Genomic DNA, 25,236 nt, shown 5'->3' on the forward strand with positions numbered 1-25,236 from the left:
GAGCGGCGCGATCGAGATTGCTGCCGGTCAGGTTCTTCATGTTTCGAGCACGTAAGTGCCGGGCGCCGCTCCCAGGCCGGCGTCCGGCGTGCGTGCCGGCACGTCGCCCGACGCGTGCGCGCGCAACCAGTCACGCCAGCACGTCCACCACGACCCGTCGACGGCGCGCGTTTCGTTCACGAAGTCGTGCTGGCTGCGGTAAGGCGCGCGCGGTTCGCGGGTGGCGCGGCGATAGTGGCGGCCCGGATGGCCGGGTTCCGACACGATGCCGGCGTTATGGCCGCCCGAGGTCAGCACGAAAGTCAGCGCGTTGTGCGTGAGCAGGTGCAGCTTGTAGACGGAGTGCCACGGCGACACGTGATCGCGCTCGGTCCCGACCACGAACATCGGCACGTCGATATCCGACAGCGCGACCGGCCGGCCGTCGACGCAATAGCGGCCTGCCGCGAGGTCGTTGTCGAGGAACAGCCGCGTCAGGTATTCCGTGTGCATGCGGTACGGCATGCGCGTGACGTCCGCATTCCACGACATCAGGTCGTTCGGCTTCGTGCGCTTGCCGAGCAGATACTCGCTCATCATGCGCGACCAGATCAGGTCGCGCGCATTCAGCAGCTCGAACGTGGCGGACATCTGCGAGCCGTCCAGGTAGCCTTGCCGCCACATCAGCGCGTCGAGTGCGGACAGCTCGCTCGCATCGACGAACAGGCCGAGTTCGCCGGGTTCGCTGAAATCGGTCTGGGCCGCCAGCAGCGTGACGGAACGCAATGCGTCGTGCTGCCGCCCGTCGCGCGCGAGCGCCGCCGCGCCGATGGCCAGCAGCGTGCCGCCGAGGCAGTAGCCGACCGCGTGGACGGCTTCGCCGCACCGCTCGCGAACGGCGTCGAGCGCGGCGAGGCAGCCGTCGCGCAGGTAATCGTCGAGCCCGAGATTGCGCGACCCCGCGCCCGGATTGCGCCACGAGATCGCGAACACGGTGTAGCCCGCGGCGACCAGGAAGCGGATCAGCGAATTGTGCGGCTGCAGGTCGAGGATGTAGTACTTCATGATCCACGACGGCACGATCAGGATCGGCTCGCGTGCGACACCGGCCGTCGTCGGTTCGTACTGCAGCAATTCGCACAGTGCGTTGCGCCATACGACCCGGCCCGGCGTGATCGCGACGTCGTGCCCGGGCAGATAGGCCCGCGCATCGCGCGGACGGGCGCCGCCGGCGCGATCGATCTGCGCGCCGAGATCGTCCAGCCAGTGCCGTGCACCGGCCGCGAGATTGGCGCCGCCGCTGCGTATTGTCGCGTCGAGCACGACCGGATTGGTCGCAATGAAATTGCCCGGCGAGCAGGCGTCGAGCCATTGCCGCGCGGCGAACCCGACGAGTGCCTCGTGATGCCGCTCGACGCCCCGCACGCCGTGCGTCGCATCGTGCCACCAGCGCTGGATCGACAGGAAGCCGTCGCGATAGGCGCAAAACGGCCAGTTCGACCACGCCGGTGCGGCGAAGCGCGGATCGGCCTGCCCGGCATGCACCGCCAGCCCGGCCTCGTCCGGGGCGTCGGCCGCGCCGTTCGCCGCCGGCAACGGACCGGCCGCGAGCCATGCCTGCCAAGCCAGTTCGAAGCACTTTCCGGGCGACACGGCGAGGTGCGCACCCCAGTCGATCATGGCCAGCGCCAGCGACACGGGCGAGAGGCCGAGTGTCATCGTGGCCAGGCTCGCGTGCGCCGCGCGATCCCATTGTTCGGCCGGCGACGCTTCAGGCCGCGCGCAGGTGTCCGGACGCGAAACCTGCGCGAGTTCACCGGCGGCGGCGGCCGGACGGCGCGTGACCGGCACGCGGATGACGGAATCATTCATCGCATGTGCATGCCGCCGTTGACGTCGAATTCCGCGCCGGTCGCGAATGCGCCCGTGTCCGAGCACAGCCACGCGACGAGCGCCGCGATCTCGTCGGGGTTGCCGAGGCGCCCCACCGGAATCTGCGGCAGGATTTTCGTGTCGAGCACGTCCTTCGGCACCGACTCGACCATCGCGGTCGCGAGGTAGCCCGGCGACACCGTGTTGACCGTCACGCCGTGTCGCGCGAGTTCGAGCGCGAGCGCCTTCGTGAAACCGTGAATGCCCGCCTTGGCGGCCGCATAGTTGGCCTGCCCGTACGCGCCTCTCGAGCCGTTCACGGAGCCGACGTTGACGATGCGGCCGAAGCCGGCTTCGATCATGCCGGGCACGAACGGCTTCGTCATGTTGAACATGCTGTCGAGATTGGTGCGCAGCACCGCGTCCCACATGCTCTTGGTCATCTTCACGAAGCTGGCGTCGCGCGTAATGCCGGCGTTGTTGACAAGCACGTCGACACGACCGAATTGCGCGAGCACGCGCGCCGCGCAGTGCTGGCACGAGTCGTAGTCGGCGACGTCGACCTCGAACGCATGGAAGGTGCGCCCTGCTTCGCGCTCGTGCGCCAGCCAGGTCGCGATATGGTCGTTGTGCTCCGTGTGCGACACGGCGACGGTCATGCCCGCGGCATGCAGACGACGGCTGATCGCGGCGCCCAGGCCGCCCGTGCCGCCCGTCACGAATGCGACACGGTCAGCGCACATGATCGTGCTCCTGCGTCGCATTCGCGCCGGCCATGTCCGTCATGCCGCGCCCGAACGCCGCCATCCATTCGTGCCACGGCATGCTCGCTTCGTTGACCACGGCCAGCCGGCTCACGTCGGGCAGCCAGTCGGTCTGGTAGCGCGACAGCAGGTCCGCGCCATACTCGCGCAGCCAGGTGCGCCAGACCCCCGCCTCCTCGTATTGCGTGCGCATGCCCCATTCGACCGCGTCCTGCCAGATCGCGGCGCTTGCGATCGCGTAATCGCGCATCACGCGCTGTGCCGCCGCGCCGAACTCGGTCCATTCCCGCGTTTCCGCGAGCGCCTGCTGCAACTGCCGCGCCGCGTCGCGATCCCGCTCGATGCGCCGTCCCGTCAGCGCATGCCATTCGTGCTGCCAGTCGCGATTCAGCGCGAACAGGCGCAGCGCGATGTCGCAGGCTGCCCGGCACGCGCCGTTCGGTGTCGTCAAAGCGTCGGTGGTCATCGTCTTCCCTCTGTCGATTCGGTCGAAGTGGCGGCACCCCGGCTGCACCCCGGGCGGCACCCGTCTTGCGCCGCCTGCCCGGTACCGGCCGCGACCGCCTCACTGTGCGGCTGTGCGGCACGGCGGCCGTTGATCTGCGTCAAGCGCGCGGGAAGCCCGCTTCGTAGACTGAATTGCAATGGCGGATACACCGTCGATGGAGCGATCCCGATGAGCTACAAGAGCATGGTCGTGCATCTCGATACGAGCCTTCGCGCGCATTCGCGCCTCGAGTTTGCGTTGCGTCTCGCGCGGCGCTTCAAGGCGCACCTGACCGGGGTGTTCGCGATCTATACACCGGAGCCGACTTCGTTTTACGTGATGGCCGGTTCCGCCGATTACTTTCGCGAACAGCGCGACCAGCGCGACGAACGTCTCGCCGCGCTCGAACGCCTGTTTCATGCCGAAACGGCTCGGGCCGGCGTATCGTCGGCCTGGATTCGCGCCGATGAGCGCGCCAACCTCGCGGTGCCGCGTCTCGCGCGTCTCGCGGATCTCGTGATCGCGGGCCAGAGCGACCCGAACGATCCCGAAACCTATATCGACGACCAGTTTCCGGAAACGCTCGTGCTGTCGGCGGGGCGTCCGGTGCTGTTCGTGCCGTATGCCGGGGAATTCCCGTCGATCGGCGAGCGCGCGCTGGTGGCGTGGGACGGCAGCCGCGAGGCCACGCGCGCCGCGCACGACGCGCTGCCCTTTCTCGAGCACGCGAAACGCACGACGGTCGTCGCGGTGGTCGACGGCGATTCCGAAGCGGCGACTACCCGCATTCCGGCAGCGGATGCCGCGCTGATGCTTGCGCGTCACGCACCGGACGTCAACGTGCTCGACATCGATAGCGGCCCCGGCACGTCCGTCGGCGACACGCTGCTGTCGCGCGCGTACGAAACGGGCAGCGATCTGCTCGTGATGGGTGCGTACGGCCATCCGCGCTGGCGCGAGCTGCTGATGGGCGGCGCCACGCGCACGGTGCTGGCGTCGATGACGCTGCCGGTGCTGATGTCGCACTGAGCGCGCCGATGCGTACGCTCGCGCTGCTCGTCGTCGAGCCGACCGACGAAGCGTGGATTGCCGCACGCGATGCGGTGCGGCTGCTGCGACGCGACGGCGCCGCTTGATCCAGATCAGCGCGATCGGCGCGCGTGCGCCGATGATGAAATCGTTGACACGCGTTCAGAGGGAACCGCCATGTACTCGAACATTCTGGTCGCGCTCGACGGCAGCGAAACGTCGTCCCGCGCGCTCGACGCCGCACTGATGCTTGCGTCGGAATCGGGCGCGCGGCTCACGCCGGTCTACGTCGTCGATTTCCTGGTGCCGGCCTACGACATGTACGGCTACGATCCGTCGATCCTGATCGACGCGTTCCGCGAGGAAGGGCTGCGCGTCACCGACGACGCGGCCAAGCGCATGGCTGCGCGCGGCGTCACCGGCACGCCGCGGATCGCCAATGTCGATCCGGGCGGCGAAGACGTCGCGCAGCGGATCCTGATCGTTGCGAAGGAAGCCGGCGCCGACCTGATCGTGATGGGCACGCACGGCCGGCGCGGCTTTCGCCGCGTCGTCCTGGGCAGCGTCGCCGAGCGGGTGCTGCGGCGCGCCGCGTGCCCCGTGCTGATGATTCCGGCGAGTTGCACGCCGGTGCCCGCCGCCGCGCCCGGCGCTGCGTCTACCGAAAAGGAACCGTCATGAGCTACAAGACCTTGCTCGTCCATCTCGACGACAGCGATCGCTGCGCGACGCGCGTCGAACTGGCGCTCGAACTCGCAGGACGCTGGAACGCGCACCTGATCGGCCTGTACGTGGTCTGCCAGGATCTCTTCGAACCGTTGCGGCGGCCCGACGAGCCGCTCAAGCTCGCGGTGTACGAGCGCCTTTGCGAACAGCGGCGCAAGGACGCGGAGGAGAAATTCCTCGAAGCCGCCGAGCGCGCGGGGCGCAGCGTCGAATGGCAGGCGCCCGCCGGCACCGCGACCGACGCCGCGATCCTGCATGCGCGTCATGCCGACCTGCTCGTGCTCGGCCAGGAGGATCCCGACGACCGCCTGACGCACGTCGCGCGCCATTTCATCGAGGACGTCGTGATGGGCAGCGGCCGTCCGGCGCTCGTCGTGCCGTACGCGGGCGACGTGCGCAAGATCGGCGAGAACGTGCTGATCGGCTGGGACGGCGGGCGCGAAGCCGCGCGCGCGATGGCCGACGCGCTGCCGCTGCTCGCGCGTGCGCGCTTCGTCAACGTCGAGACGGTCAGCCACGGGCAACCCGATCCGGACAAGACGCCGGCAGGCGTGGACGTCGCCGCATATCTGGAGCGCCACGGCATCCGCGCATCGTTCTCGACGACGACCCGCCCAAGCACGGTCGGCGTCGGCGCGACGCTGCTGAACCGGGCCACCGACCTTCACGCGGACCTGATCGTGATGGGCCTGTACAGCCATACCCGGATGCACGAGCGCGTACTCGGCGGCGCGACGCGCACGATCCTCGAAACCATGACGGTGCCGGTGCTGCTGTCGCACTGAGCATGAACGGCGCGGGGCGGCCTCATTTGGCCGCCCCGTCTTCCTGGCGGGTCACGCCGCGCCCGGATCGTCGCGGACCAGCAGCACGGGCCGGTCCGCGGTGCGCAGCAGCGACTCGGCGACGCTGCCGAGCAACGCCCTGCGAACACCCCGCCGGCCGTGCGTCCCCATCACGATCAGGTCGGCATCGCAGTCGGCGGCCGCGCGCGCCAGCACCGACGATACGTTCTCTCCACATGCGTCGATCGTTTGCGCGGTGCCGCGCACCCCGCACAGCCGGAACGCGGTCTCGGCATCGGCGACCGCCGTCGCCGCGCGGTCTGCCCCTACTCCGCCCGGGTCGCTCCGATCGACATAGCCGCTGTCGATATTCGTCAGCCGCGGCGTATCCGACACGACGCACACGGCGATGACGAGGCCGCCCGACGCGCGGGCGAGCGCTATCGCCTCGTCGAGCGCGAGCCGCGCGCCGCGACTGTCGTCGAGCGCGGCGAAGATCCGTTCATACATGGCGCCTCCCGGTTCATCCATCCGATCCGGCCGGATCGGAATCTTCAGTCTGGGCCCGCCGCAGTCCGGCCCGTTGACACCGATCAAGCGGGCCTCGCGCCGGACATGGCGGCCCCATGCATGCGCGCCGATTGGCGAACACCTGCAAAACGCGCACAATTCAGTCGTTCGTCCGCAACGGCGGATCGGCGCACGCAAGCGCATTTGCCGGAATGGCGTCCGGGCATCGAAGGCGGTCATCATGACCGCAGCCGGACGTCGGACGATCGGGATGCCGGAATCGAGGGCAGGATCAACGATCGCCGCCGCGTGGCCGTTCCATGCGATCCGGCTAGGGGTATGTCGCATGATCAGGGTACTCATCGCCGACGACCACGCGCTCGTCCGGGACGGCCTCCGATACATCCTGCAGAACGCAACCGGTTTCGAGGTCGCGGGAGAGGCGCGCGACAGCGCTTCGACCGTGACGCTGATCCGCCGCACCCCGGCACACGTGCTGGTGCTCGATCTGTCGATGCCCGGCCGCAACGGCATCGAACTCATCCGGCAGATCAAGGACGAAAAGCCGGCCCTGCATATCCTCGTGCTGACGATGCATGCCGAACAGCAATATGCGGTGCGTTCGTTTCGCGCCGGCGCATCCGGCTACATGACGAAGGAAAGCGCGAGCGCGGAGCTGGTGGCCGCGTTGTCCAAGATTGCATCCGGCGGCGTCTACGTGAGCCTCGCGATGGCGGAGCAGTTCGCGCAAAGCCTCAACGAGCCGGCAGAACTGCAGCCGCACCAGCGCTTGTCCGATCGCGAGTTCGACGTGTTTCGGCGCATGACTTCCGGCGAATCGATCTCCGAAATCGCGCAGGCGCTGTCCGTCAGCGTGAAGACCGTGAGCACTTACAAGACACGCATCCTCGAGAAAATGCAGATGCCGAACGATGCGGCGCTCGTGCGTTACGCCGTACGCCACAAGCTGTTCTACGACCCGGACGAACTCTGAGCGCGACAAGATGCCGCACGCTTGTAGGAATTTCCCTACAGCCCTTCTTCATCACCTACTTAATCTTCAATTTCGGCTGATTTCATTCGCGCGTCCGGCTGTCCATACTCCCCGTCAACAAAAGCAAACACGCGTGCCTCCCGAAGCGGCCCGGCGGCGCAGTCCTGCCTCGACTGCATCGTCGTCCCGCCGCCCCGGCGCGGCGCGTCCTTGATGAAACCGGCGGAGTTTCAGGCCGCCCGTACGGCGGCCAGCGCAACCGCGCGAACGTGATTCGCCGCCGCCCAACAAACCGGAGCAGATCATGCAGAGCCATGCCGAAGTGTCGATGCCGCCGCAGTCCCGCCCCTTTATTCCGCTGCACCTCACCGAGCGGTCGGACCAGCCGAAGCGCGCGTCGTCCCGCTGTTCTTCATGCGCGCTGCGCTCCGTTTGCCTGCCCCAGGAACTGACGCCCGACGATTTCGTGCGGGTCGACGCGATGATCTGCACGACGCGTCAAGTCAAGCGCGGCGACACCCTGTATCGGGCCGGCGATACGTTCAACAGCATCTACGCGGTGAGAACCGGATCGTTCAAGACCGTCGTCATGCATCGCGACGGCGACGAGCAGGTGACCGGCTTCCAGATCGTCGGCGAATCGCTCGGGCTCGACGGCGTGCACACCGGGCACCACAACGGCGACGCGATCGCGCTCGAAGACAGCACCGTCTGCATCATTCCGTTCGGCCAGCTCGAACAGATGTGCCGCGAAGTACGGACGATGCAGCATCACGTCTACCAGATGATGAGCGGCGAGATCGTTCGCGAGTCGGCGTTGATGCTGCTGCTCGGTACGATGAGCGCGGAACAGCGCGTGGCCGCGTTCCTGCTGAATCTCTCCACGCGTTTCAAGGCACGCGGCTATTCGGCCGCGGAGTTCGTGCTGCGGATGACCCGCGACGAGATCGGCGAGTATCTCGGCATGAAGCTCGAGACGGTCAGCCGCATGCTGTCGAAGTTCCAGCAGAAAGGGCTCCTCGCGGCGCAGGGCAAGCAGATCCGCATCGTCGATTCGGAAGGGCTCGCGCGCATCTGACGCCGCGGATTTCCCGGCTCGCACGTCGCGCGGTTCAGCCGCGCGTGTCGAGCACGGCGGCGCCCGATAGATGCCCCGTGCGCAGGTCCGAGAGCGCGCGGTTCGCGTCGGTCAGCGCATAGCGCGTTGCTTCGACCCGCAGCGGCGTCGCGTCGGCGATCCGCATGAACGCGACGGCATCCGCGCGCGTCAGGTTGGCCACCGATGCGATGCGGCGCTCGCCCCACAGCCACGCATACGGAAAAGCCGGGATGTCGCTCATGTGAATGCCGCCGCACACGACGATCCCGCCCTTGTCGACGGCGCGCAGCGCCGCCGGCACCAGCGCGCCGACCGGCGCGAAAATCAGCGCGGCGTCGAGCGTCTCGGGCGGCGATTCGTCGCTGCCGCCTGCCCATGCCGCTCCCAGCGACAGCGCAAGTTGCTGCGCAACGGTATCGCCGGGTTTCGTCAGCGCGAACACCCGGCGCCCTTCGTGATGTGCGATCTGCGCGACGAGATGTGCTGCCGCGCCGAACCCGTAGATCCCGATTCGCCGCGCGTCGCCGGCCATGCGCAACGTACGGTAGCCGATCAGGCCCGCGCAAAGCAGCGGTGCGGCCTCCTGGTCGGCGTAGCGCTGCGGCAGATGCACGCAATAACGGTGGTCCGCGACGGTGCGCTCGGCATAACCGCCGTCGATCGTATAGCCGGTGAATCCGGGGCTGTCGCACAGATTCTCCCGTCCGGCGGCGCAATACGCGCAATGCCCGCAGGTCCGGCCGAGCCATGGCACGCCAACCCGGTCGCCGACCGCGAAACCTGTCACGCCCGAGCCCAGCGAGCGCACCGTCCCGACGATTTCATGCCCCGGAATCAACGGCAGCTTCGGATGCGCGAGATCTCCGTCGACGACGTGGAGATCGGTACGGCATACGCCGCATGCGTGCACGTCGATCAGCAGCTGGCCCGCCGCGGGCCGTGGGTCCGGCACGTGTGCCTCGCGCAAATCCGGTGTCGTACCGTCGAACATCATCGCAAGCATGTGAACCTCCCCGCGCGATCGGCGTCGCGCGCTTCGCCTGTTCCAAGCGTAAGCGCCTGGAACCGTGTCCGTACGATTCGGTAACGCGGGCTTGACGTGGGTCAACGGCCGCCGGCCGGTTGCTGACAGGATGAAATGGCGTACCGCCGCTGGCCGGCCCCCTGGAGATTGCCGAATGATATCCGTTACCCCCGTTGCTGCAAGCCCCCGCCTCGACGATCGACTGCGGTCGCTGGTGGGCTACGCAGTGCTGGCGCCGTCGAGCCACAATTCCCAGCCGTGGCGGTTCATCGTCGACGGCACGACAATAGCGGTCTGCGCGGACCGGGTTCGCGCGCTGCCCGTGGTCGATCCGTTCGATCGCGAACTGATCATCAGTTGCGGCGCGGCGCTGCTCAACCTCCGCGTCGCGCTCAATCATGCCGGGATCGCGCATACGATCAGCGCGTTCCCGTCCGACATCGATCCCGACGTCCTGGCGCTCGTGCGCGTGTGCGACGACGGCTACACCGATGCGGAGCTGGGTACGCTGTTCGCCGCGATTCCCGAGCGCGTCACCACGCGCGCCCCGTTCGAATCCGAACCCGTTCCGGACGCGCTCCAGCACGCGCTGATCGCGGCGGGCGCCGCGGAAGGCGCGGACGTGGCCTGTGCCGACTCGATCGCGCGGCGCGCGCGGGTGGCCGAGGTGATCGCCGACGCGGATCGCCAGCAGTTTGCCGACCCGCGGTTCCGGCGCGAACTGGCGAGCTGGATCGATCCGCGCCGGCACGTCGACGGCATGCCCGCGTTCGCGGCCGGCGTGCCGGCGCTGCTGGATTTCGCGGCGCCGATCGTGACGACCGCGGTGCGCACGTTCGATCTCGGCAACGGCCTGGCCGCGCTGCACCACCAGCTCGTCGGTGCGTCGCCGCTGATCGTCTGCATCGCGACGGCTCGCGACGATCGCGAGGCCTGGCTCGCCGCCGGGCAAGCGCTCGAGCGCATGCTGCTGGTCGCGACGCGGGCGGGCTACACGGCGTCGTACCTGAACCAGCCGATCGAGACGGCCGGACTGCGCGCGCAGCTGTGCGACATGCTCGCGCTCCGCGGGCATCCGCAACTGCTGCTGCGCATCGGGCGCGGCCCGCATGCGCCGCATTCGCCGCGCCGACCGCTCGACGAAGTGATTTCCTGATCGCGCGCCGCGCCCGCTTTCGTCCTGACGAGGAAAAAAACCATGAACGTCACGCGCCCACTCGCTGCCTGCATGCTCGCCGCGACGGCGGGCATCGCGGCCGCCCAGACGGCGGTGCCCGAACCGACCGCGCTCGTCGATGCACAGCACTGCATGTTTTGTCATACATCCGACATGCCGTTTCTCGCGCCATCGTTCCATCAGATCGCGGAACGTTACCGGGGCGTGCCGCGCGCCCAGGAGCAACTCGAAATCAAGCTGCGTCTCGGCGGCCGCGCGCATTGGGGCGATACGCCGATGCCGTCCGCCGCCGAGCGCGGCGGGCCGCTGACGCGTGACGATGCCCGTCAACTGGTGCAATGGGTCCTGAGTCAGTAACGGGTCTTGTCAGTTACCCCGTCCACCATGAGCGCCGTCCAACCGACCGCTGTCAGGGCCCGGCAACGTCGCACGCGAACCTCACGCCCGCTGGCGCCGCGGATGCGGCGCCGGGCCGACACCGCGAACTGCATCCAGGCCGATGAAGACACGGCGCTCCTGAAGCGCCCCGGCATGCGGGGCATCCGGCTGCAACTCGACTACTGGAAAGCCGAGGAGCGCCTGCAGCAGGAACGCATCGGCCACACGATCGTGATTTACGGCAGCACGCGCATCGTCGCGCCTGCCGAGGCCAATTCGCGGCTGCGCGAAGCGAGCCGTGCGCTGGCCGAGCGGCCGCACGACGCTCGCCGGCGCCGCGCCGTCGCGATCGCGAGTCGTCTGGTCAAATACAGCGCCTACTATCGCGTCGCGCGCGAATTCGGGCGCATCGTCGGCCGTGCCGACCGGCGCACCCGTGCGGTAAGGCTCGCGGTGATCACCGGCGGCGGCCCCGGCATCATGGAGGCCGCCAATCGAGGCGCCTACGAAAGCGGCGCACCGAGCATCGGCTTGAACATCGAACTTCCGCGCGAACAGGCGCCCAATCCCTACCTCACGCCGGCCCTGTGCTTCCGCTTTCACTATTTCGCGATCCGCAAGCTGCATCTGCTCGAGCGCGCGAAAGCCGCCGTGTTCTTCCCGGGCGGGTACGGCACCTGCGACGAGTTGTTCGAGGTGCTGACGCTCCTGCAAACCCGGAAGATCGCACCGCTGCCGGTCATACTCGTCGGCGAAGCATACTGGCGCCGCGTCGTCGATTTCGCTTTTCTCGCGGACGACGGGATGATCGATCGCAGCGATCTCGACTTGTTCGCCTATTGCGAATCCGCACAGGACATCTGGCACGCAATCGGCTGCTGGTATGCGCAACGGCGATCGCGGCCGCCACGGCGCGCGACTTCACGGGCGAGCCGCGCGATGTAGGAATCGGCCGATTTCATTTGTCCATTTCCTACACGCGGTTCGGGGCTGCCTGATTGAATCCTGCGGGAGCGGAAACGATACTGGATGCACGACGACCGGTTGTACCGCACATCGATTCCCGGTCGTTCGCTCAGGAGAGCCGTCATGCCACATGCGATGTCTTGTTTCGAACCGGGAATCGGGGCAACCGGCCGCACCGGCACCTCCAGGTCCGCTGCGCCCACCGCGCAGGGATGCGCGGTACCCGATACGCAGACGCTCCTCGCACTTGCGCGCGAAGCCGGCATGATGGTCATGCTCGATGCGCAGATCGGGCGCGAACGCTACGAAAGCGTGACGGGATCGCTTGCCTCGCTGGCCCGTTTTGCCCAGGCGCTGCAGCTTTCGGCGCTCCAGGCTGCGTGATGTCGCGACGCCGGTATCCGGTCAGGCGGCAGCGGTCCCGTCATCCGGCGCAATGGCGCTTCCCGCTCCAGCGTTTCGCGCGCCTGTTGCGGTCCGGCGGCATCCCGTCGAATGCACGCTTGCCGGAGCAAGCCATGTCCGTCGCCCCGGCTGCTCCCTGACGAAGCCGCGATGAACCGGCCTCTTTCCGGACGCATCGCGCGCATGCTCCCGGGAATCGCGCTGCTCGCGAACTACCGGCGTGCGTGGCTCTCGCATGACCTGTATGCGGGCTTGGCGCTCTCGGCGGTGCTGGTGCCGGTCGGCATGAGCTACGCGCAGGCGGCCGGCCTGCCCGCCGTCACCGGGCTCTATGCATCGATCGCCGCGTTGCTCGCCTATGCGGTGCTCGGCCCGAGCCGGATCCTCGTGCTGGGCCCGGATTCCGCGCTGGCCGCGTTGATCGCAGGGGCCATCGCACCGCTCGCCGACCATGATCCGCAGCGGGCGATCGCGCTGTCCGGCGCGCTGGCACTGGCGGCCGGTACGATCTGCATCCTGCTCGGTACGCTCCGCCTCGGGTTCGTCACCGATCTGCTGTCGCGCCCGATCCAGTACGGTTACCTGAACGGCATCGCCATCGCCCTTGCAGTCGGCAGGCTGCCGGAGTTGTTCGGCATGTCCGTGCCGGGCAACGACGTGTTCTCCGGCGTGTCGCACATCGTGCGAGCCCTCGTCGAGCACCGGTTTTCCATCGATGCCTGTGTGCTGGGCGTCGGCGTTCTTGCGGCGATTTCGGCAATGAAACGCATGATGCCGCGTCGGCCCGGCGTATTGATCGCCGTGCTGGCGGCGACCCTGGCCGCACGCGTATTACCGCTGCACGGGGTCGCGACGGTCGGCGCGTTGCCCGCCGGCGCGCCCACCCCCCATCTTCCGGTCGTCTCGCTCGCCGATGTGACCGCGCTCGCGTCCGGCGCGGTCGCCGTTGCACTGGTGTCGTTCGCCGACATCAGCATGTTGTCGCGCGCCCTTTCCGCTCGTGCGGGCGATACGCCGGACCGCAACCAGGAACTGGTCGCATTGGGGGCGGCCAATCTGCTGGCCGGCGTGATGCAGGGCTGCGCGGTCAGCAGCAGCGCGTCGCGTACGCCAGTCGCGATTGCCGCGGGCGCGCAAAGCCAGGTCACGAATCTCGTCGCGGCAGCCTGCATCGTGTTACTGCTCATTGTCGCGCCTGCGCTACTGACGCTCGTCCCGCGTGCGGCGCTGGCTGCCGTCGTGATCTATGCCGCGTTCGGCATCGCCGACGTGCGCAGCGTGGTCCGACTGTATCGGATGCGCCGCGGCGAATGCCTGATTTCAGTGCTGTGCCTTGCGGGCGTCGTCGGCATGGGGGTCGTACCCGGCGTGCTGCTCGCGAGCGCGCTGTCGCTGCTGTCGTTCGTCTGGCGGGCCTGGCATCCATACGATGCGGTGCTTGGCCGGCTGGCGGGCGTTCGCGGTTATCACGACATTGCGCGGCATCCGGACGCCGTGCAAATACCCGGGCTCGTGCTGTTCCGCTGGGATGCCCCGCTCTTCTATGCCAATGTCGAGATTTTCTGCGAGCATCTGCGCGCTGCGCTCATGCGATCGGCGGGCCCGGTCGATCGGATCGTCGTCGCGGCAGAACCCGTGACCGATATCGATGTCAGCGCGGCGGACCGGCTCGTGGCGCTTTGCCGGGAACTCGGCGAGCAACGCATCGCGCTGAATTTCGCGGAAATGAAGGGCCCGGTGAAGGATCGCCTGCGCGCTTACGGCTTGTTCGACGTATTCGGATCAGCCAGCTTCTTTCCGACCGTGACCGACGCCGTCGCGCATCATGTCCAGCGGCAAAGCGAACGCGTCGAGCGCCCGTCGTCACCGGGTCCCGCACGAGATCCAGCGGACGACTAGCCACATGAATGCGTGCGATGGCGCGTGCCGCACCGCATGACCCGGGAAGTCGGCATCGATGCGACACGCCAGCGACGGCCGGCGATTCAGACTGTGAAGGTGTTCGATTTCCTCATCTCGACCCACGTCATCCCGGCTCGCAGCCCTTCGACCGCGGCCTCGCGCTCGGTGGCGTGGGCCCTGTTATGCGCGAACGTGTGTTCGCAAGCGCCATCCGGCGACGTGAGCGTCACATGGATCCTGCAACGATAGCCGCCGGTTTCGGCGGCGATCGTCTCGATCGCCACCGACCAGTCCGCGTCATGTACCTCGCCTGACACTGTCATCTCACTTCCCTTCTTCATCCGTGCGGACTGCGTAGCCGGTCGCCGCTGGTCGGGTTCACTCGACGACCAGGTCGTCGACGACGGCACGCACGCCTCGTGCGGACCACGCGGCACCGCGCACGGCCTTGCGTTCGGAGAACGAGCCGACCTTGCCGGAAAGCCGCACGGTGCCGTCGCGCACCTCGATCGAGATGTGCTTCGCCTCGCGCTCCGCGTGGCGCATGATCGCGCGCTTGATGTCGCCGCCGATGTCGGCCGATCCGACCGCCCCCTGCACGCTGATGTGGTCGGTCACGCCGGTCACGCTGCGCATCTGCGAGATCGCGCGCACGGCCGCATGGCTCTGGTATGCCCAGTCGACCTTGCCGGACAGCGTGATCCAGCCGTGCTCGACCTGCACCTTGACCGCATCGTCGTTCAACCCGACCGTCCAGTGCAGCACCGAACGCACTGCGTTGGCGATGTCCTCGTCGGTGCGGACGTCGTCGTTCGGCAGATGCACGGTCATGTCGACGACGAGCGCCTTGACGCCGGCCACGCGGTTCGCCGCGCGCTCGATCGCCAGTTTCTCCGCATAGCTTGGCGGGTGACCCGAAATCGTCACGATCCGGTCGGCTACCTCGACACCGATGCGTGTCGCGTCGATCGCCGGGTCCGACTCCAGTTCATCCTCAACGTCCTGCTTCAACTGCTTGTCGGTTTTCATCGCGTGCACTCCTGTGAGCCGCGGCGTGCCTGTCCGCCGCATAGAGTCAGATTTGCACACGCGCGGCACCGGATCGCTGATGCAGGTCAACGGATATCTCGCGCCGCACGCCGCGGGCTGCGCGTGCGTCGCTTGACGAAGGTCAAGCCGGGGCTGCCCGGCCGCCTTATCGTGAGATCGCCGACGCGCGACGTTCCAGGCACGCGCGGCGATGCTCGAAGGAGACTCAAATGTCGGAACAGCAACTGTTGACCTATTCGCCGGCGCCCCCGGCACTGCCGGCACCGCCACAAGGGGAGTCGCCGGCCATCGTCGATCTGCCGCGCCCGAACCTCGACGGCGGCATGCCCTTGATGGCGGCACTCGCCGCAAGAATGAGTTCCCGCGAATTTGCCGCCACGCCGCTCCCGCCCGTGACGCTCGGCACGATGCTGTGGGCCGCGAACGGCGTCAACCGGCCGGCGAGCGGCGGCCGTACGGCGCCCTCCGCGCACGCATTCAACGAAATCGACGTCTATGTCGCGCTGCCACATGGCGTCTATCGTTACGACGCACCCGCGCACCGACTCGTGCTGAAACACGCGGTCGATGCGCGCAACCTGACGGGTTACCAGGACTTCGTCGGACGCGCGCCGCTGGATCTCGTCTACGTCGTCCGGACCTCCGCGATACTCGACATGCCGCCGCAACAACGCGACGTATTCTCGGCGATCGCGGCCGGGGCCATCGCGCAGAACGTTTCGCTCTACTGCGCGGCGGCCGGCCTCGGGACGGTCGTGCGCGGCTGGATCAACCATCGCGTGCTTGCCGACGCGCTGCGCCTGAACGAGGACGAACTCCCGATCCTCGCGCAGACCGTCGGTTACCGGGCTGGCGGTACGGTGTCCGATGCGTGAGCGGACCTGCGGCCGCTTCACGATGAAACGGCGCGCGGATTGCCCGCGCGCCGGTTTCCCGCTTCGGGCGATGCATGCATCGCCCGGTGCCTGCCGTCCGCTCAGCTGATCGTCAGTTTCTTCTGCCCGGCCGGCGTCTTCTTCGGCAGCGTCAGCGACAGAACGCCGTCCTGATACGCTGCCGTCGCGTGCGCGTCGTCGATCTCGCCGGGCAGCGAGAACGAGCGGCTGATCGCGCCGCTGTAGCGCTCGCGCCGGATTACGCGCTCGCCTTCCTTCTGCTCTGCGTTGCGTTCGATCTTTGCGTTGATCGATACGGTCCGGCCCGTCACCTGGACGTCGATGTCGTCCTTTGCGACGCCCGGCAGTTCCGCGTTGACCTTATAGGCGTCGTCGCTTTCCGTGACGTCGATCTTTACGGACGCGAGATCGGGTTCGTCCGTCAGCGTCATGCCTCGCAGTGGCCTGAACAGCCCCTGAAACAGGTCGGAGACGGGGTCCATCGAAAACGGATCGTAGCGAGTCAGGTTGCTCATGATGTGCACTCCTCGAACGGTTGAGTTGAGTTGAGTCGACCCGGCGCGTTCGTCCTGACGGTGCCGGACCGGAATGCGGGACGCGTCGCTGCGACATGCGCCTGTCGCGCGGGGAACGAACCGTCCTGTCAGGAATCCAGCGTAGACGTGCGGGCCGGCTGCGGTTTGATACGCGTCAACGGCGCGAGCCGGTTACGTACAGAACCGGAAAAATCCGCTGTGGAGCAGGATCGGCCGGCCGCCGACCTCCTCGAGCATGCGGCGCGCCGCGCATTCGATGGCGGGACGATTGCACGAGAATGCGGCCACGAGATCCGGCTCCCGAGGCGACGCGGCGAGGAAATGGTCTTCCAGTGCCGCAGCCGTGATCGCGCATTGCACGCGCCGGCCTTCGACCAGCGCGGGAAAGGACAGCGCGGGCTCCTGCCCGGAATACGCCGGTGGTTCGACGGGAAACAAGATTTCCATGACGGTCTCCTGACAGAATCGCGCACCGAACGGTGCCTGCGCAGTTGCGCTATGCGGCCGCAACGGCTGCACGCGTCGCGTCGTCGCCGCGCACGAGCAGTACCGGGCAACTCGACCCGCGCAGGAAGCGCTCCGCGACACTGCCGAGCATCGCGCGGCGGATGCCGCGGCGCCCATGCGTGCCGAGTACGGCCAGATCGATTGCATGTTCGGCGACATAGCGCTGCAGGCGTTCCGCAACATCCTCGCCGAGCTCCGTTTCGACGATTTCCGTATCGCCGTTCACCCCTGCGCGCGCAATCGTCCGCTCGACGTCTCGCAGCACCGCTGCACCGTCGTGTCTGACCTCCTCGATCAATGCATTCGGGTCGAGTCGTCCGGCGTAGCTGAGCAAAATGGATTTGTCGACGACGAAAACGGCAAACACGCGGGCCTGGTGCAAGCGGGCCATCTTCAGGCCTTCGTCGAGGGCTTGTCTGGACGAAGCACTACCGTCTACGGCGACCATGATATTCGTGTACATACGGACCTCGCAGGATGGACTGGCGTACATGCGACGTTTGGACTTGCCTCCATCATCGGCGCGCGACGAGATCGGACGTTGACCGAAGTCAACGGTGCGAAAATCGACAAAATGGATTGAGGTTCGCGAAACGATACAGGGATGCCGAACGAGATGCGGCACCCTGCGGGGCCCGGTCTTGATGAAGGCAGATCGGCGATAGCCGGCGCGGCAGGCCGTGAGTTTCAGGGGGAGCCGCTCCGGTTTCGCGAACGCCCTTCGGCATCGGCTTCCCGCGTTGCGGATCATGCCGATGGATGCGGCCCGACTCGGCGTGACGGGCGACTTCTTCGGCGGGGAGCGCACACATGTTATCGTGAGCGGATTGCCACATCGTCGCGATGCCGGTCGAACCGGCTGCCGCGATCGTTCCCTGCGCCTTCGCGCGCCACCTGGCTGCCGGTGGCGCGTTCCATCGATTCACGTATGTGCCGCGCGGCCCGAACCCGGCGCGCTATCTGAAGGCCATGCGCATCCGCGCCGTCCGGGGCGGCATCGCGTGGATGAATTTTCCGCCCGCCATCGTGTATCGCTTCGAACGTCGGATCGAAGCGGTCGGCCATCATCGGCCCGGCGCGCGGCCGCCGTCAGAGGTGGTCGCGCAAGCACCTGCCCTGCACGGTCTCGACACAACCCGATTTCCCCGTACCCCATCACTCGACTCGAGCGGCGCCGGGCAGTCATCAGACGGAAGTCCATCATCATGAACGCTCTCGGGTATTGGCTGCTGTTCGGCCTCCTACGGTTCCTGTCCATTCTTCCGTACTCGCTGGTCGCGAGAACCGGCCGCGGCATCGGCGCTGCGCTCTACCGGATACCGAGCCGACGCAAGCACGTGGTGCATGTCAACCTGCAACTCTGCTTTCCGCTGAAGACCGACGAGGAGCGCGACGTGCTCGCGCGTGCCCATTTCGAACATGTCGTCCGGAGCTACCTGGAGCGCGGATTCCAGTGGTTCGGCAGCGCGCGGTCGCTCAATCGCCTGGTCGAGATGGACAGCCGCATCGATCTCCACGATCCGGATGCGCCGCCGACGATCTTCATGGGTTTTCACTTCGTCGGCATCGAGGTGGGCTGCATGCTCTATTCGTCGTCGCTGCCCGTGGCGGCACTTTACACGCGCATGTCGAATCGTCGCGTATGCGATCTCGCCAAGCGTCAGCGCGGGCGCTTCGGCGCCGAGATGATCGAACGCAGTGCGAGCGCGAAACACCTCGTCAGACTGCTGCGCGCGGGCACCCCGGTGATGCTCGCCGCGGACATGGATCACGGCACGACAGGTTCGGTGTTTGCGCCGCTGTTCGGCGTGCAGGCCTGCACGTTGACGTCGGTATCGCGGCTGGCGAAGCTGAGCGGCGCGCGGGTCGTCCCGTTCGTGACGGAAGTGCTGCCGGAATTCCGCGGCTACAAGCTGACCATCTTCGAGCCGCTCGACAGCTATCCGACCGATAACGAGTCGTTCGACGCGCGCACGATGAATTCCTTTCTCGAAGAGCAGATCCTTCGATTTCCCGAGCAGTACTACTGGGTGCACCGACGGTTCAAGCATCGTCCGGCAGGCGAGCCAGGCGTCTATTGACGGCTGCATGCCATGAGCGGCAAACCCCGGCGCTGGCGCACAGATACGAATTTTAATGATATTTGCCATGCCATAACGGGCCGACTTCTCGCTGCTCTACGACTGCTGTAAATCCGGCGGCAGCGGCTGCTATGACCCGCTGTGCTTGCCGACCGGCGCCGAGGCCTGCCGATCGATGCAGCGCTGTTGATTGCTTGCCGTACACCGAAATAATGTCGTCACCGTTTGCGAAGCAAAAATGTCAATTCGCCGACCGTTGTCGAGCGAGGATGCGAAACCCTCGTGAATTCATGAGGTTGGATGCTGCGCATTAAAGTCGTCACCTGGCGTTGCCCCTGTAACTCAGGACACTCGGACACTGCTAGGTTAAAGACACCGCAGCACGCCTGAACTCCCGAGGGGAACGGTATTTCAGAGCCTTGTGCGGGTGACGCTCATTGTCAAACTCGAAGGCAACAGCGAGATGCGAGAGCGCAGTTGGAACGTCCGGCTTGTCTATAAAGGCAACGTAATCATGCTTCGTCGTTTTCACGAACGATTCGGCCATGCCGTTGCTTTGTGGCGAGCGCACCGGCGTGTTCAACGGCTCCAGGCCCAGCTCGCGCGCAAAGCTGCGCGTTCGATGGTCAATGTAGGCCGAGCCGTTGTCCGAGAGCCATTGGACGGGCTGCGCGGCCTGCGTCGTGCCGAAGCGCTGTTCGACGGCAGCCAGCATCACGTCGCGAACCACATCGCCGCTATGCCCGCCCATGGCTGCGGCCCAACTAACCGATTCCCGGTCGCAGCAGTCCAGCGCGAACGTTACGCACAGCGCCGTCCATCCGGGCACGCCGCTGCTCCACTTGCGCGCGAGATCGAACGACGCGCCGGTGAACGGCAACACGATCAGTACGACCTTGTCGAACCCCATCCCGGCGGCCGCGTCGGTCATCCGCTGCCATGACGCGTCCGTGTCGCCGGGCACCAACCATTTCAGACAATCCAGTCCTTTCATACAAGCCACCCCGCTTATCTAGTTGGAATCTGCATTCAGGCGGACTTGCGCAACCGGTTCGAGGCGTTGCGCGCGAACGGACCGCGCTAGACCGCATCAGTCAGGCGTCGCCGGCCCGCCTGCTTCGCGTCTTCGAGCGACGCCGTCACGTCGAGCGGAATCCCGAACGCCTTTTCGATGCCGGACGCGTTCGCGATGGCCGCTTCGCGCTCCTTCGGGTCCGGTTCGATCGTGACGAGCGCGCGGCAGACCTCGGCGAGCGCGGCGCGGTTCTGCTTGAGCCACATTCCGCGTTCCTTGCGGTCGTCGTGCGGTTCGTCCGGGCGGGCCGGCGGAAAGATCATGACAAACGGCTCGCCGTGCCGCATCAGCGTGTGCATGTCGTCGAGCCAGCGCTGCGCGTAGCCGGCCGTGATCGCATCGTTGCGCACGACGACGAGCGGAAATTCCGTGACGTCGAACACGGCACGCGTCGCCAGGTCGGACGGCGTTTCTCCAGCGTGGTGGGTATGCATCGGGTCAACCTCCATCGAATTGAACAGCATGGGTCGGAACGGGCCGCGCGGCGCCCGCTTCATCGTTTCGCGACGGCGCCGGGGCCGAACGGCGGGCGGGCGAGCCACACCACCGCGATCACGGCGAGATACACGCAGCCGAGCGCGAACGAAATGTCGTTGAACGAAATCTGGTAGGCCTGCGCATCGACCAGCTTGCCCAGCAGCGTCGCCGCGCGCTGCGGATCGCCGCCGCCGAGCCGCGCGACTTCGGCCCGCACGGCCGGATCGAACGCGCTCACGTGTTCGCTGAGCCGCGCGTGATGCAGGATCGCGCGCCGGTCCCACAGGAACGACGTGATCGACACGGCGAAGCTCGCGCCGAGCGTGCGCAGGAACGTCGACAGGCCAGAACCGGCGGCGATCTCGTCCGGTTTCAGGTCGGACAGCAGGATGCTGTTGATCGGCATGATGAACAGCGCGAGGCCGAGGCCCTGCAGCAACTGGATCAGCGCGATGTGCGTGCAGTCGATATCCGGCACGAAGCCCGCGCGCAGGAACGACGAGGTGCCGAGGATCGCGAACGCGCAGCACACGAGCACGCGCATGTTGAAGCGCGGTGCGTACTTACCCATGAACGGTGTCATCAGCACGGGGATCACGCCCATCGGCGCGACCGCGAGCCCGGCCCGGAACGCGGTGTAGCCGAGCGTGCGCTGCAGCCATTGCGGCACGATCACGTTGACCGCGAAGAACGCCGAATACGCGAGCACGAGCGTCAGCGTGCCGGCCGCGAAGTTGCGATGCGCGAACAGCCGAAGGTTCACGATCGGATTCGGTTCGTTGAGCTCCCAGATCAGGAACAGCGCGATGCCGAACGCGGCGACCACCGACATCACGACGATGAACGACGAGTTGAACCAGTCGGCTTCGTTGCCCTTGTCGAGCACGATCTGCAGCGCACCGACGCCGACCACGAGCGCGGCGAGGCCGACGTAGTCGACGCGCGCGGCGACGGTCGTCTCGACGCGCGCGCGCATCTGCGCGAATACGCACATCGCGGCGAACACGCCGATCGGCAAATTGATCAGGAACGCCCAGCGCCACGAGTAATGCTCGGTGACCCAGCCGCCGAACACGGGGCCCGCGATCGGCGCGACGACGGTGACCATCGCGATCATCGACAGCGCGAAGCCGCGCCGCTGCGGCGGGTAAATCGACAGCATCAGCGCCTGCGTGGTCGGGATCATCGGCCCGGCCACCAGGCCCTGCAGCGCGCGGAACGCGACGAGTTGCGGCAGGTTTTGCGCGAGGCCGCACAGCAGCGACGCGAACGTGAACGCGAGCGTCGCCCACACGAACAGCCTGACCTGCCCGATGCGCTTGACGAGAAACCCGGTCAGCGGCAGCGCGATCGCATTGCTGACCGAGAACGTCGTGACGACCCACGCGCTCTGCGTCGTGCTCACGCCGAAGTTGCCGGCGATCGTCGGCAGCGACACGTTCGCGACGGTGCCGTCGAGCACCTGCATGAAGACCGCGAGCGCGAGGCCGAAGGTCGTCAGCGCGACGCTCGACGGACAAAAGCCGGCATCGGCGGACGCCATCGGGCCGCTCATCGCACACGCTCCGCGCGCACCGCCGCGGGCAGGTTCGCGTGCACGACGTCGGCGATCAGGCTGTCGGCGCGCGCGAGCTCGTCGCGGTACACGTCGGTGCGGAACACGGGCGCGCGCTGCTCGCGATGCGACAGCATCGCACCGCTGCGGTCGTGCTGGTCGACGCGTGCGTGCATCGACAGGCCGATCCGCAGCGGATGCGCGTCGAGCTGGGCCAGATCCGTCAGTTCGATGTGCACCGGCAGCCGCTGCACGATCTTGATCCAGTTGCCGGTCGCGTTCTGCGCGGGCAGCAGCGAGAACGCGCTGCCGGTACCGACGCCGAGGCTCTGCACGCGGCCGCTGTAGCGCACCGCGTCGCCGTACAGGTCGGCGGTCAGTTCGACCGGCTGCCCGATGCGCATGTGCTCGAGCTGCTTCTCGGTGAAGTTCGCGTCGATCCACAGTTCGCGCAGCGGCACGACCGCGAGCAGCGGCACGCCGGGCGACACGCGCTGCCCGACCTGCACCGTGCGCTTCGCGACATAGCCGGTGACGGGCGCGACGATGTCGGTGCGGGTGCGCGCGAGGTACGCGGCGCGCAGCCGTGCGGCCGCGGCCTGCACGTCGGGATGCGACGCGACCGCGGTGTCGTCGACGAGCGCCTTGCTCGTCTGATGCTGCTCGCTCAACATCGCGAGCGCGCTTTGCGCGGCCGCGTACGCGCTTTGCGCGGACGTCAGCGTATCGCGTGCATGCGCGAGCTCCTCGCGCGAGATCGCGCCGGAGCGGCCGAGATCCTCGCGGCGGCTGTAGTCGGCCTTCGCCTTGTCGAGCGCGATGCGTCGCGCATCAAGTTCGGCGCGCGCGCCGTCGATGCTGTTCGCGAGCCCGCGCTCGTTGCTGTACAGGCCGCGCACCTTGCGTACCGTTGCCGCGAGGTCGGCCTGCGCGGCTGCGAGCGCGATCTGCGCGTCGCTCGCGTCGAGACGGACGAGCGGCGTGCCGGCGCGCACGAGATTGCCGTCGTCCGCGTCGATCGACACGACGGTGCCCGTCACCTGCGGCGTCAGCTCGACGACGTTGCCTTGCGCGTATGCGTTGTCGGTGGCTTCGTACCAGCGGCCGACGAGCACGTACCAGATGCCCCAGCCGACGATGCCGAGCGCGAACACGGCGACGAGCGCGCGCACGAGGTGCTTGCGTCGCGCGGGCGGCGGCGGTGTCGCGGGCGCGGCGCCGCCCGGTGCCGGTTGCGTGCGCGCGTCCGGGCCGCCCGGCGCGCGCGGCGCACCGGTGTGGTCGGCCGCCGGGTTCTGGCGGGCGCTGGCGGGGTCGGCGGCTGCGGGCCGCGCGGGAGTCTGCAGGGTGTTGTCGCTGCTCATGGTTCGATGTCAAGGACGGTGGGAAGGAGTGACGGCGAGCGCGACGTCGTCCGGCTCGGCGCGGAAGCCGCCGCCGAGCGCGGCCACGAGCTGCAGCGACTGGTCCGCGCGCTGTGCGCGCAGCGCGGCGACCTCGCGGCTCGCGATCAGCAGTTGCTGGCGCACGACGAGCGCGTCGAGGTAGCTGCCGACGCCGGCCCGGTAGCGCGCGTCCGCGAGCCGCCACGCATCGGTGGCGGAGTCGAACGCAAGCTGCTGCGCATCGGCCTGCACGGCGAGCGAGCGCAGGCGGTGCAGATCGTCGGCCACCTCGCCGATCGCACCGATCAGCGTCTTGTTGTAGCCGGCGACCGCGAGGTCGTATTGCGCGTCGCGCCTGCGCAGCACGCCGCGCCGCTCGCCGCCGTCGAAGATCGGCAGGCTCACGGCCGGACTGACGTTGTAGGTGCGTGACGCGGCCTGGAACAGCGATGCGCCGCCGCGTGTCGCGAGCCCGATCAGCGCGGTGAGACTGACGTTCGGCAGGAACTCCGCGCGGGCGGCCGCGACGTTGCGGCTCGCCGCCTCGACCCGCCAGCGCGCGGCGACGAGGTCGGCGCGCCGGCCGAGCAGCGCGGCCGGCAGATCGGCCGGTACCGCGAGCGCGGTGGCCGACAGCGGCGCGGGACGCACGAGTTCGAGCCCGCGATCGGGGCCCGCACCAAGCAGGATCGCGAGTGCGATGCGCGCGCTGTCGATCGTCAGCGCCGCGCGCGCCTGCTCGCGCGTCGCGGCCGCGACCTCGCTTTCCGCCTGGCGCCGTTGCGCGACGTTGTCGATGCCTTTCGATACGCGCTGGCGCGTCAGCGCGAGCGCTTCGTCGGCACGCTCGTATTCGGCACGCGCGACGTCCTGCTGATCGAACGCGTACGCGAGGTTCACGTATGCGCGAGCGACGTTGACGGACAGCAACACGCGCGCGGCCTGCGCATCGATCCGCGCGGCACGCGCTTCGCCGAGCGCGGCTTCCCAGGCGGCGCGGCGACCGCCCCACAGATCGAGATCCCAACTGAAGCCGAGATTCATCTCGCGCGTGTGGCTGAAGAAGCCGCCGCCTTCGCCCGTCGAGAACTGCGTGCCGGACATCCGTTCGCCCTTCGCGCTCGCACGGCCGACGACTTGCGGCACACGTGCGGCCTGCGCTTCGATCACCAGCGCCTGCGCTTCGCGTGTGCGCGCATCGGCGGTTGCGAGATCGGGATTGCCAGCGAGCGCTTCGTCGATCAGCGCATTCAGTTGCGCATCGTTCAGCGTGCGCCACCAGTCGGCGGCCGGCCAGTCAGCGGCCGGCGCATGCGCGAGGCTGCGCGACGACGCCAGCGTATCGGCGCCGCGCAGCGTGCCGGTGGGCGCGAGCCCGTCGCGGCTCGCGCACGCGCCGAGCACGGCGAGCGCCGCGGCGACGGCCATCCGCGACACGACGCGCAGCGCGCCGGCATCGCGTGTCCAGGGAGCAAGTGCTGCATGCATCGCATTCCTCTGCTTCGTATCGGTTTGAACACGACATGCATTGTTGGACGCACCCTGACAAAGCTGATAATGTTGTTTAGACAAAAAAT

General features: G+C 67.6%; 26 protein-coding genes and 2 pseudogenes. 13 read left to right on the forward strand and 15 right to left on the reverse strand.

The window, feature by feature from the left end; translation table 11 throughout:
- Positions 1–36: 36 nt before the first annotated feature.
- Genes DM992_RS12355 through DM992_RS12365 form a run of 3 tightly spaced genes read right to left on the reverse strand, consistent with a single transcriptional unit; the run spans position 37 to position 3,081 of the window.
- The gene (locus tag DM992_RS12355) at positions 37–1,851 is read right to left on the reverse strand and encodes an alpha/beta fold hydrolase (RefSeq protein WP_111017014.1); all 1,815 of its coding nucleotides are present in this window, start codon (positions 1,849–1,851) and stop codon (positions 37–39) included.
- Positions 1,848–2,594: an acetoacetyl-CoA reductase gene (gene phbB, locus DM992_RS12360; RefSeq protein ID WP_111017015.1), complete on the reverse strand. Its 747-nt coding sequence runs from the start codon at positions 2,592–2,594 to the stop codon at positions 1,848–1,850. Before phbB ends, DM992_RS12355 begins: the two co-directional genes overlap by 4 nt.
- Positions 2,584–3,081: a hypothetical protein gene (locus DM992_RS12365; RefSeq protein ID WP_111017016.1), complete on the reverse strand. Its 498-nt coding sequence runs from the start codon at positions 3,079–3,081 to the stop codon at positions 2,584–2,586. Before DM992_RS12365 ends, phbB begins: the two co-directional genes overlap by 11 nt.
- 210 nt (positions 3,082–3,291) lie before the next feature.
- On the opposite strand from DM992_RS12365, the gene DM992_RS12370 reads away from it, so the two are divergent.
- The 3 genes from DM992_RS12370 (at position 3,292) to DM992_RS12380 (ending at position 5,642) form a co-directional block, all read left to right on the forward strand.
- Positions 3,292–4,131 (forward strand): universal stress protein, encoded by an 840-nt coding sequence (locus DM992_RS12370; RefSeq protein ID WP_111017017.1) that lies wholly within the window; start codon positions 3,292–3,294, stop codon positions 4,129–4,131.
- 177 nt (positions 4,132–4,308) lie between these two features.
- Positions 4,309–4,812, forward strand: a complete 504-nt coding sequence (locus DM992_RS12375; RefSeq protein ID WP_111017018.1) for a universal stress protein — start codon at positions 4,309–4,311, stop codon at positions 4,810–4,812.
- Positions 4,809–5,642, forward strand: a complete 834-nt coding sequence (locus DM992_RS12380; RefSeq protein ID WP_111017019.1) for a universal stress protein — start codon at positions 4,809–4,811, stop codon at positions 5,640–5,642. Before DM992_RS12375 ends, DM992_RS12380 begins: the two co-directional genes overlap by 4 nt.
- 51 nt (positions 5,643–5,693) lie before the next feature.
- On the opposite strand, the gene DM992_RS12385 is transcribed toward DM992_RS12380, so the two are convergent.
- Positions 5,694–6,152 carry a universal stress protein gene (locus tag DM992_RS12385; protein WP_111017020.1) on the reverse strand — a complete coding sequence of 153 codons (459 nt, stop codon included), beginning with the start codon at positions 6,150–6,152 and terminating at the stop codon, positions 5,694–5,696.
- Between the two features lie 346 nt (positions 6,153–6,498).
- On the opposite strand from DM992_RS12385, the gene DM992_RS12390 reads away from it, so the two are divergent.
- Both DM992_RS12390 and fnr read left to right on the forward strand, forming a co-directional pair.
- Positions 6,499–7,146 (forward strand): response regulator transcription factor, encoded by a 648-nt coding sequence (locus DM992_RS12390; RefSeq protein WP_111017021.1) that lies wholly within the window; start codon positions 6,499–6,501, stop codon positions 7,144–7,146.
- 304 nt (positions 7,147–7,450) lie between these two features.
- Positions 7,451–8,224, forward strand: a complete 774-nt coding sequence (gene fnr / locus DM992_RS12395) for a fumarate/nitrate reduction transcriptional regulator Fnr (RefSeq protein WP_111017022.1) — start codon at positions 7,451–7,453, stop codon at positions 8,222–8,224.
- Between the two features lie 34 nt (positions 8,225–8,258).
- Here the strand turns inward: fnr and DM992_RS12400 are convergent, their stop codons facing one another.
- Entirely contained in the window at positions 8,259–9,248 is a 990-nt protein-coding gene (locus DM992_RS12400) for a zinc-dependent alcohol dehydrogenase family protein (RefSeq protein ID WP_111017023.1), read from the reverse strand.
- A gap of 175 nt (positions 9,249–9,423) precedes the next feature.
- Between DM992_RS12400 and DM992_RS12405 the strand changes: the two genes are divergently transcribed.
- From DM992_RS12405 to DM992_RS12425, 5 genes are all read left to right on the forward strand, one after another.
- Positions 9,424–10,425, forward strand: coding sequence for a nitroreductase family protein (locus DM992_RS12405; RefSeq protein ID WP_111017024.1), 1,002 nt, complete (start codon positions 9,424–9,426; stop codon positions 10,423–10,425).
- A gap of 42 nt (positions 10,426–10,467) precedes the next feature.
- Positions 10,468–10,803, forward strand: a complete 336-nt coding sequence (locus tag DM992_RS12410) for a c-type cytochrome (RefSeq protein WP_111017025.1) — start codon at positions 10,468–10,470, stop codon at positions 10,801–10,803.
- Positions 10,804–10,830: 27 nt separating this feature from the next.
- Positions 10,831–11,769, forward strand: a complete 939-nt coding sequence (locus DM992_RS12415) for an LOG family protein (protein WP_111017026.1) — start codon at positions 10,831–10,833, stop codon at positions 11,767–11,769.
- 144 nt (positions 11,770–11,913) lie between these two features.
- The gene (locus tag DM992_RS12420; RefSeq protein ID WP_111017027.1) at positions 11,914–12,174 is read left to right on the forward strand and encodes a hypothetical protein; all 261 of its coding nucleotides are present in this window, start codon (positions 11,914–11,916) and stop codon (positions 12,172–12,174) included.
- Between the two features lie 171 nt (positions 12,175–12,345).
- The gene (locus tag DM992_RS12425) at positions 12,346–14,094 is read left to right on the forward strand and encodes a SulP family inorganic anion transporter (protein WP_111017028.1); all 1,749 of its coding nucleotides are present in this window, start codon (positions 12,346–12,348) and stop codon (positions 14,092–14,094) included.
- A gap of 86 nt (positions 14,095–14,180) precedes the next feature.
- On the opposite strand, the gene DM992_RS12430 is transcribed toward DM992_RS12425, so the two are convergent.
- The gene (locus tag DM992_RS12430) at positions 14,181–14,420 is read right to left on the reverse strand and encodes a hypothetical protein (protein WP_111017899.1); all 240 of its coding nucleotides are present in this window, start codon (positions 14,418–14,420) and stop codon (positions 14,181–14,183) included.
- A 55-nt stretch (positions 14,421–14,475) separates the two neighbouring features.
- The gene (locus DM992_RS12435; protein ID WP_111017900.1) at positions 14,476–15,126 is read right to left on the reverse strand and encodes a BON domain-containing protein; all 651 of its coding nucleotides are present in this window, start codon (positions 15,124–15,126) and stop codon (positions 14,476–14,478) included.
- A gap of 230 nt (positions 15,127–15,356) precedes the next feature.
- On the opposite strand from DM992_RS12435, the gene DM992_RS12440 reads away from it, so the two are divergent.
- Positions 15,357–16,022 carry a nitroreductase family protein gene (locus tag DM992_RS12440; RefSeq protein ID WP_111017029.1) on the forward strand — a complete coding sequence of 222 codons (666 nt, stop codon included), beginning with the start codon at positions 15,357–15,359 and terminating at the stop codon, positions 16,020–16,022.
- A gap of 101 nt (positions 16,023–16,123) precedes the next feature.
- Here DM992_RS12440 and DM992_RS12445 read toward each other — a convergent pair whose 3' ends face one another.
- The 3 genes from DM992_RS12445 to DM992_RS12455 form a co-directional block, all read right to left on the reverse strand.
- A complete protein-coding gene (locus tag DM992_RS12445; RefSeq protein WP_111017030.1) occupies positions 16,124–16,558 on the reverse strand; it encodes an Hsp20/alpha crystallin family protein in 435 nt (144 codons plus the stop codon).
- Between the two features lie 192 nt (positions 16,559–16,750).
- Entirely contained in the window at positions 16,751–17,026 is a 276-nt protein-coding gene (locus DM992_RS12450) for a DUF1488 domain-containing protein (protein ID WP_111017031.1), read from the reverse strand.
- Positions 17,027–17,075: 49 nt separating this feature from the next.
- Complete coding sequence (locus DM992_RS12455; protein ID WP_111017032.1) at positions 17,076–17,549, reverse strand: universal stress protein; 474 nt, start codon at positions 17,547–17,549, stop codon at positions 17,076–17,078.
- Between the two features lie 244 nt (positions 17,550–17,793).
- On the opposite strand from DM992_RS12455, the pseudogene DM992_RS43505 reads away from it, so the two are divergent.
- Both DM992_RS43505 and DM992_RS12465 read left to right on the forward strand, forming a co-directional pair.
- Positions 17,794–18,295 (forward strand): annotated as a pseudogene (locus DM992_RS43505) (phospholipid methyltransferase); the annotation flags it as partial.
- The gene (locus DM992_RS12465; protein ID WP_111017033.1) at positions 18,292–19,167 is read left to right on the forward strand and encodes a lipid A biosynthesis lauroyl acyltransferase; all 876 of its coding nucleotides are present in this window, start codon (positions 18,292–18,294) and stop codon (positions 19,165–19,167) included. The pseudogene DM992_RS43505 and the gene DM992_RS12465, both read left to right, overlap by 4 nt.
- A gap of 361 nt (positions 19,168–19,528) precedes the next feature.
- Here DM992_RS12465 and DM992_RS12470 read toward each other — a convergent pair.
- The 5 genes and pseudogenes from DM992_RS12470 to DM992_RS12490 form a co-directional block, all read right to left on the reverse strand.
- Positions 19,529–19,978: pseudogene (locus tag DM992_RS12470) on the reverse strand (DDE-type integrase/transposase/recombinase); the annotation flags it as partial.
- 269 nt (positions 19,979–20,247) lie between these two features.
- Positions 20,248–20,676, reverse strand: coding sequence for a hypothetical protein (locus DM992_RS12475; RefSeq protein WP_111017901.1), 429 nt, complete (start codon positions 20,674–20,676; stop codon positions 20,248–20,250).
- A 59-nt stretch (positions 20,677–20,735) separates the two neighbouring features.
- On the reverse strand, positions 20,736–22,274 hold the full coding sequence (locus DM992_RS12480) for a DHA2 family efflux MFS transporter permease subunit (protein WP_111017034.1): 1,539 nt from the start codon (positions 22,272–22,274) through the stop codon (positions 20,736–20,738).
- Positions 22,271–23,638 (reverse strand): efflux RND transporter periplasmic adaptor subunit, encoded by a 1,368-nt coding sequence (locus tag DM992_RS12485; RefSeq protein WP_111017035.1) that lies wholly within the window; start codon positions 23,636–23,638, stop codon positions 22,271–22,273. Before DM992_RS12485 ends, DM992_RS12480 begins: the two co-directional genes overlap by 4 nt.
- Positions 23,639–23,647: 9 nt before the next feature.
- A complete protein-coding gene (locus tag DM992_RS12490; protein WP_111017036.1) occupies positions 23,648–25,147 on the reverse strand; it encodes an efflux transporter outer membrane subunit in 1,500 nt (499 codons plus the stop codon).
- Between the last annotated feature and the right edge of the window lie 89 nt (positions 25,148–25,236).

The sequence above is a fragment of the Burkholderia sp. JP2-270 genome, from assembly GCF_003233675.1.
Taxonomy (GTDB): domain Bacteria; phylum Pseudomonadota; class Gammaproteobacteria; order Burkholderiales; family Burkholderiaceae; genus Burkholderia; species Burkholderia pyrrocinia_C.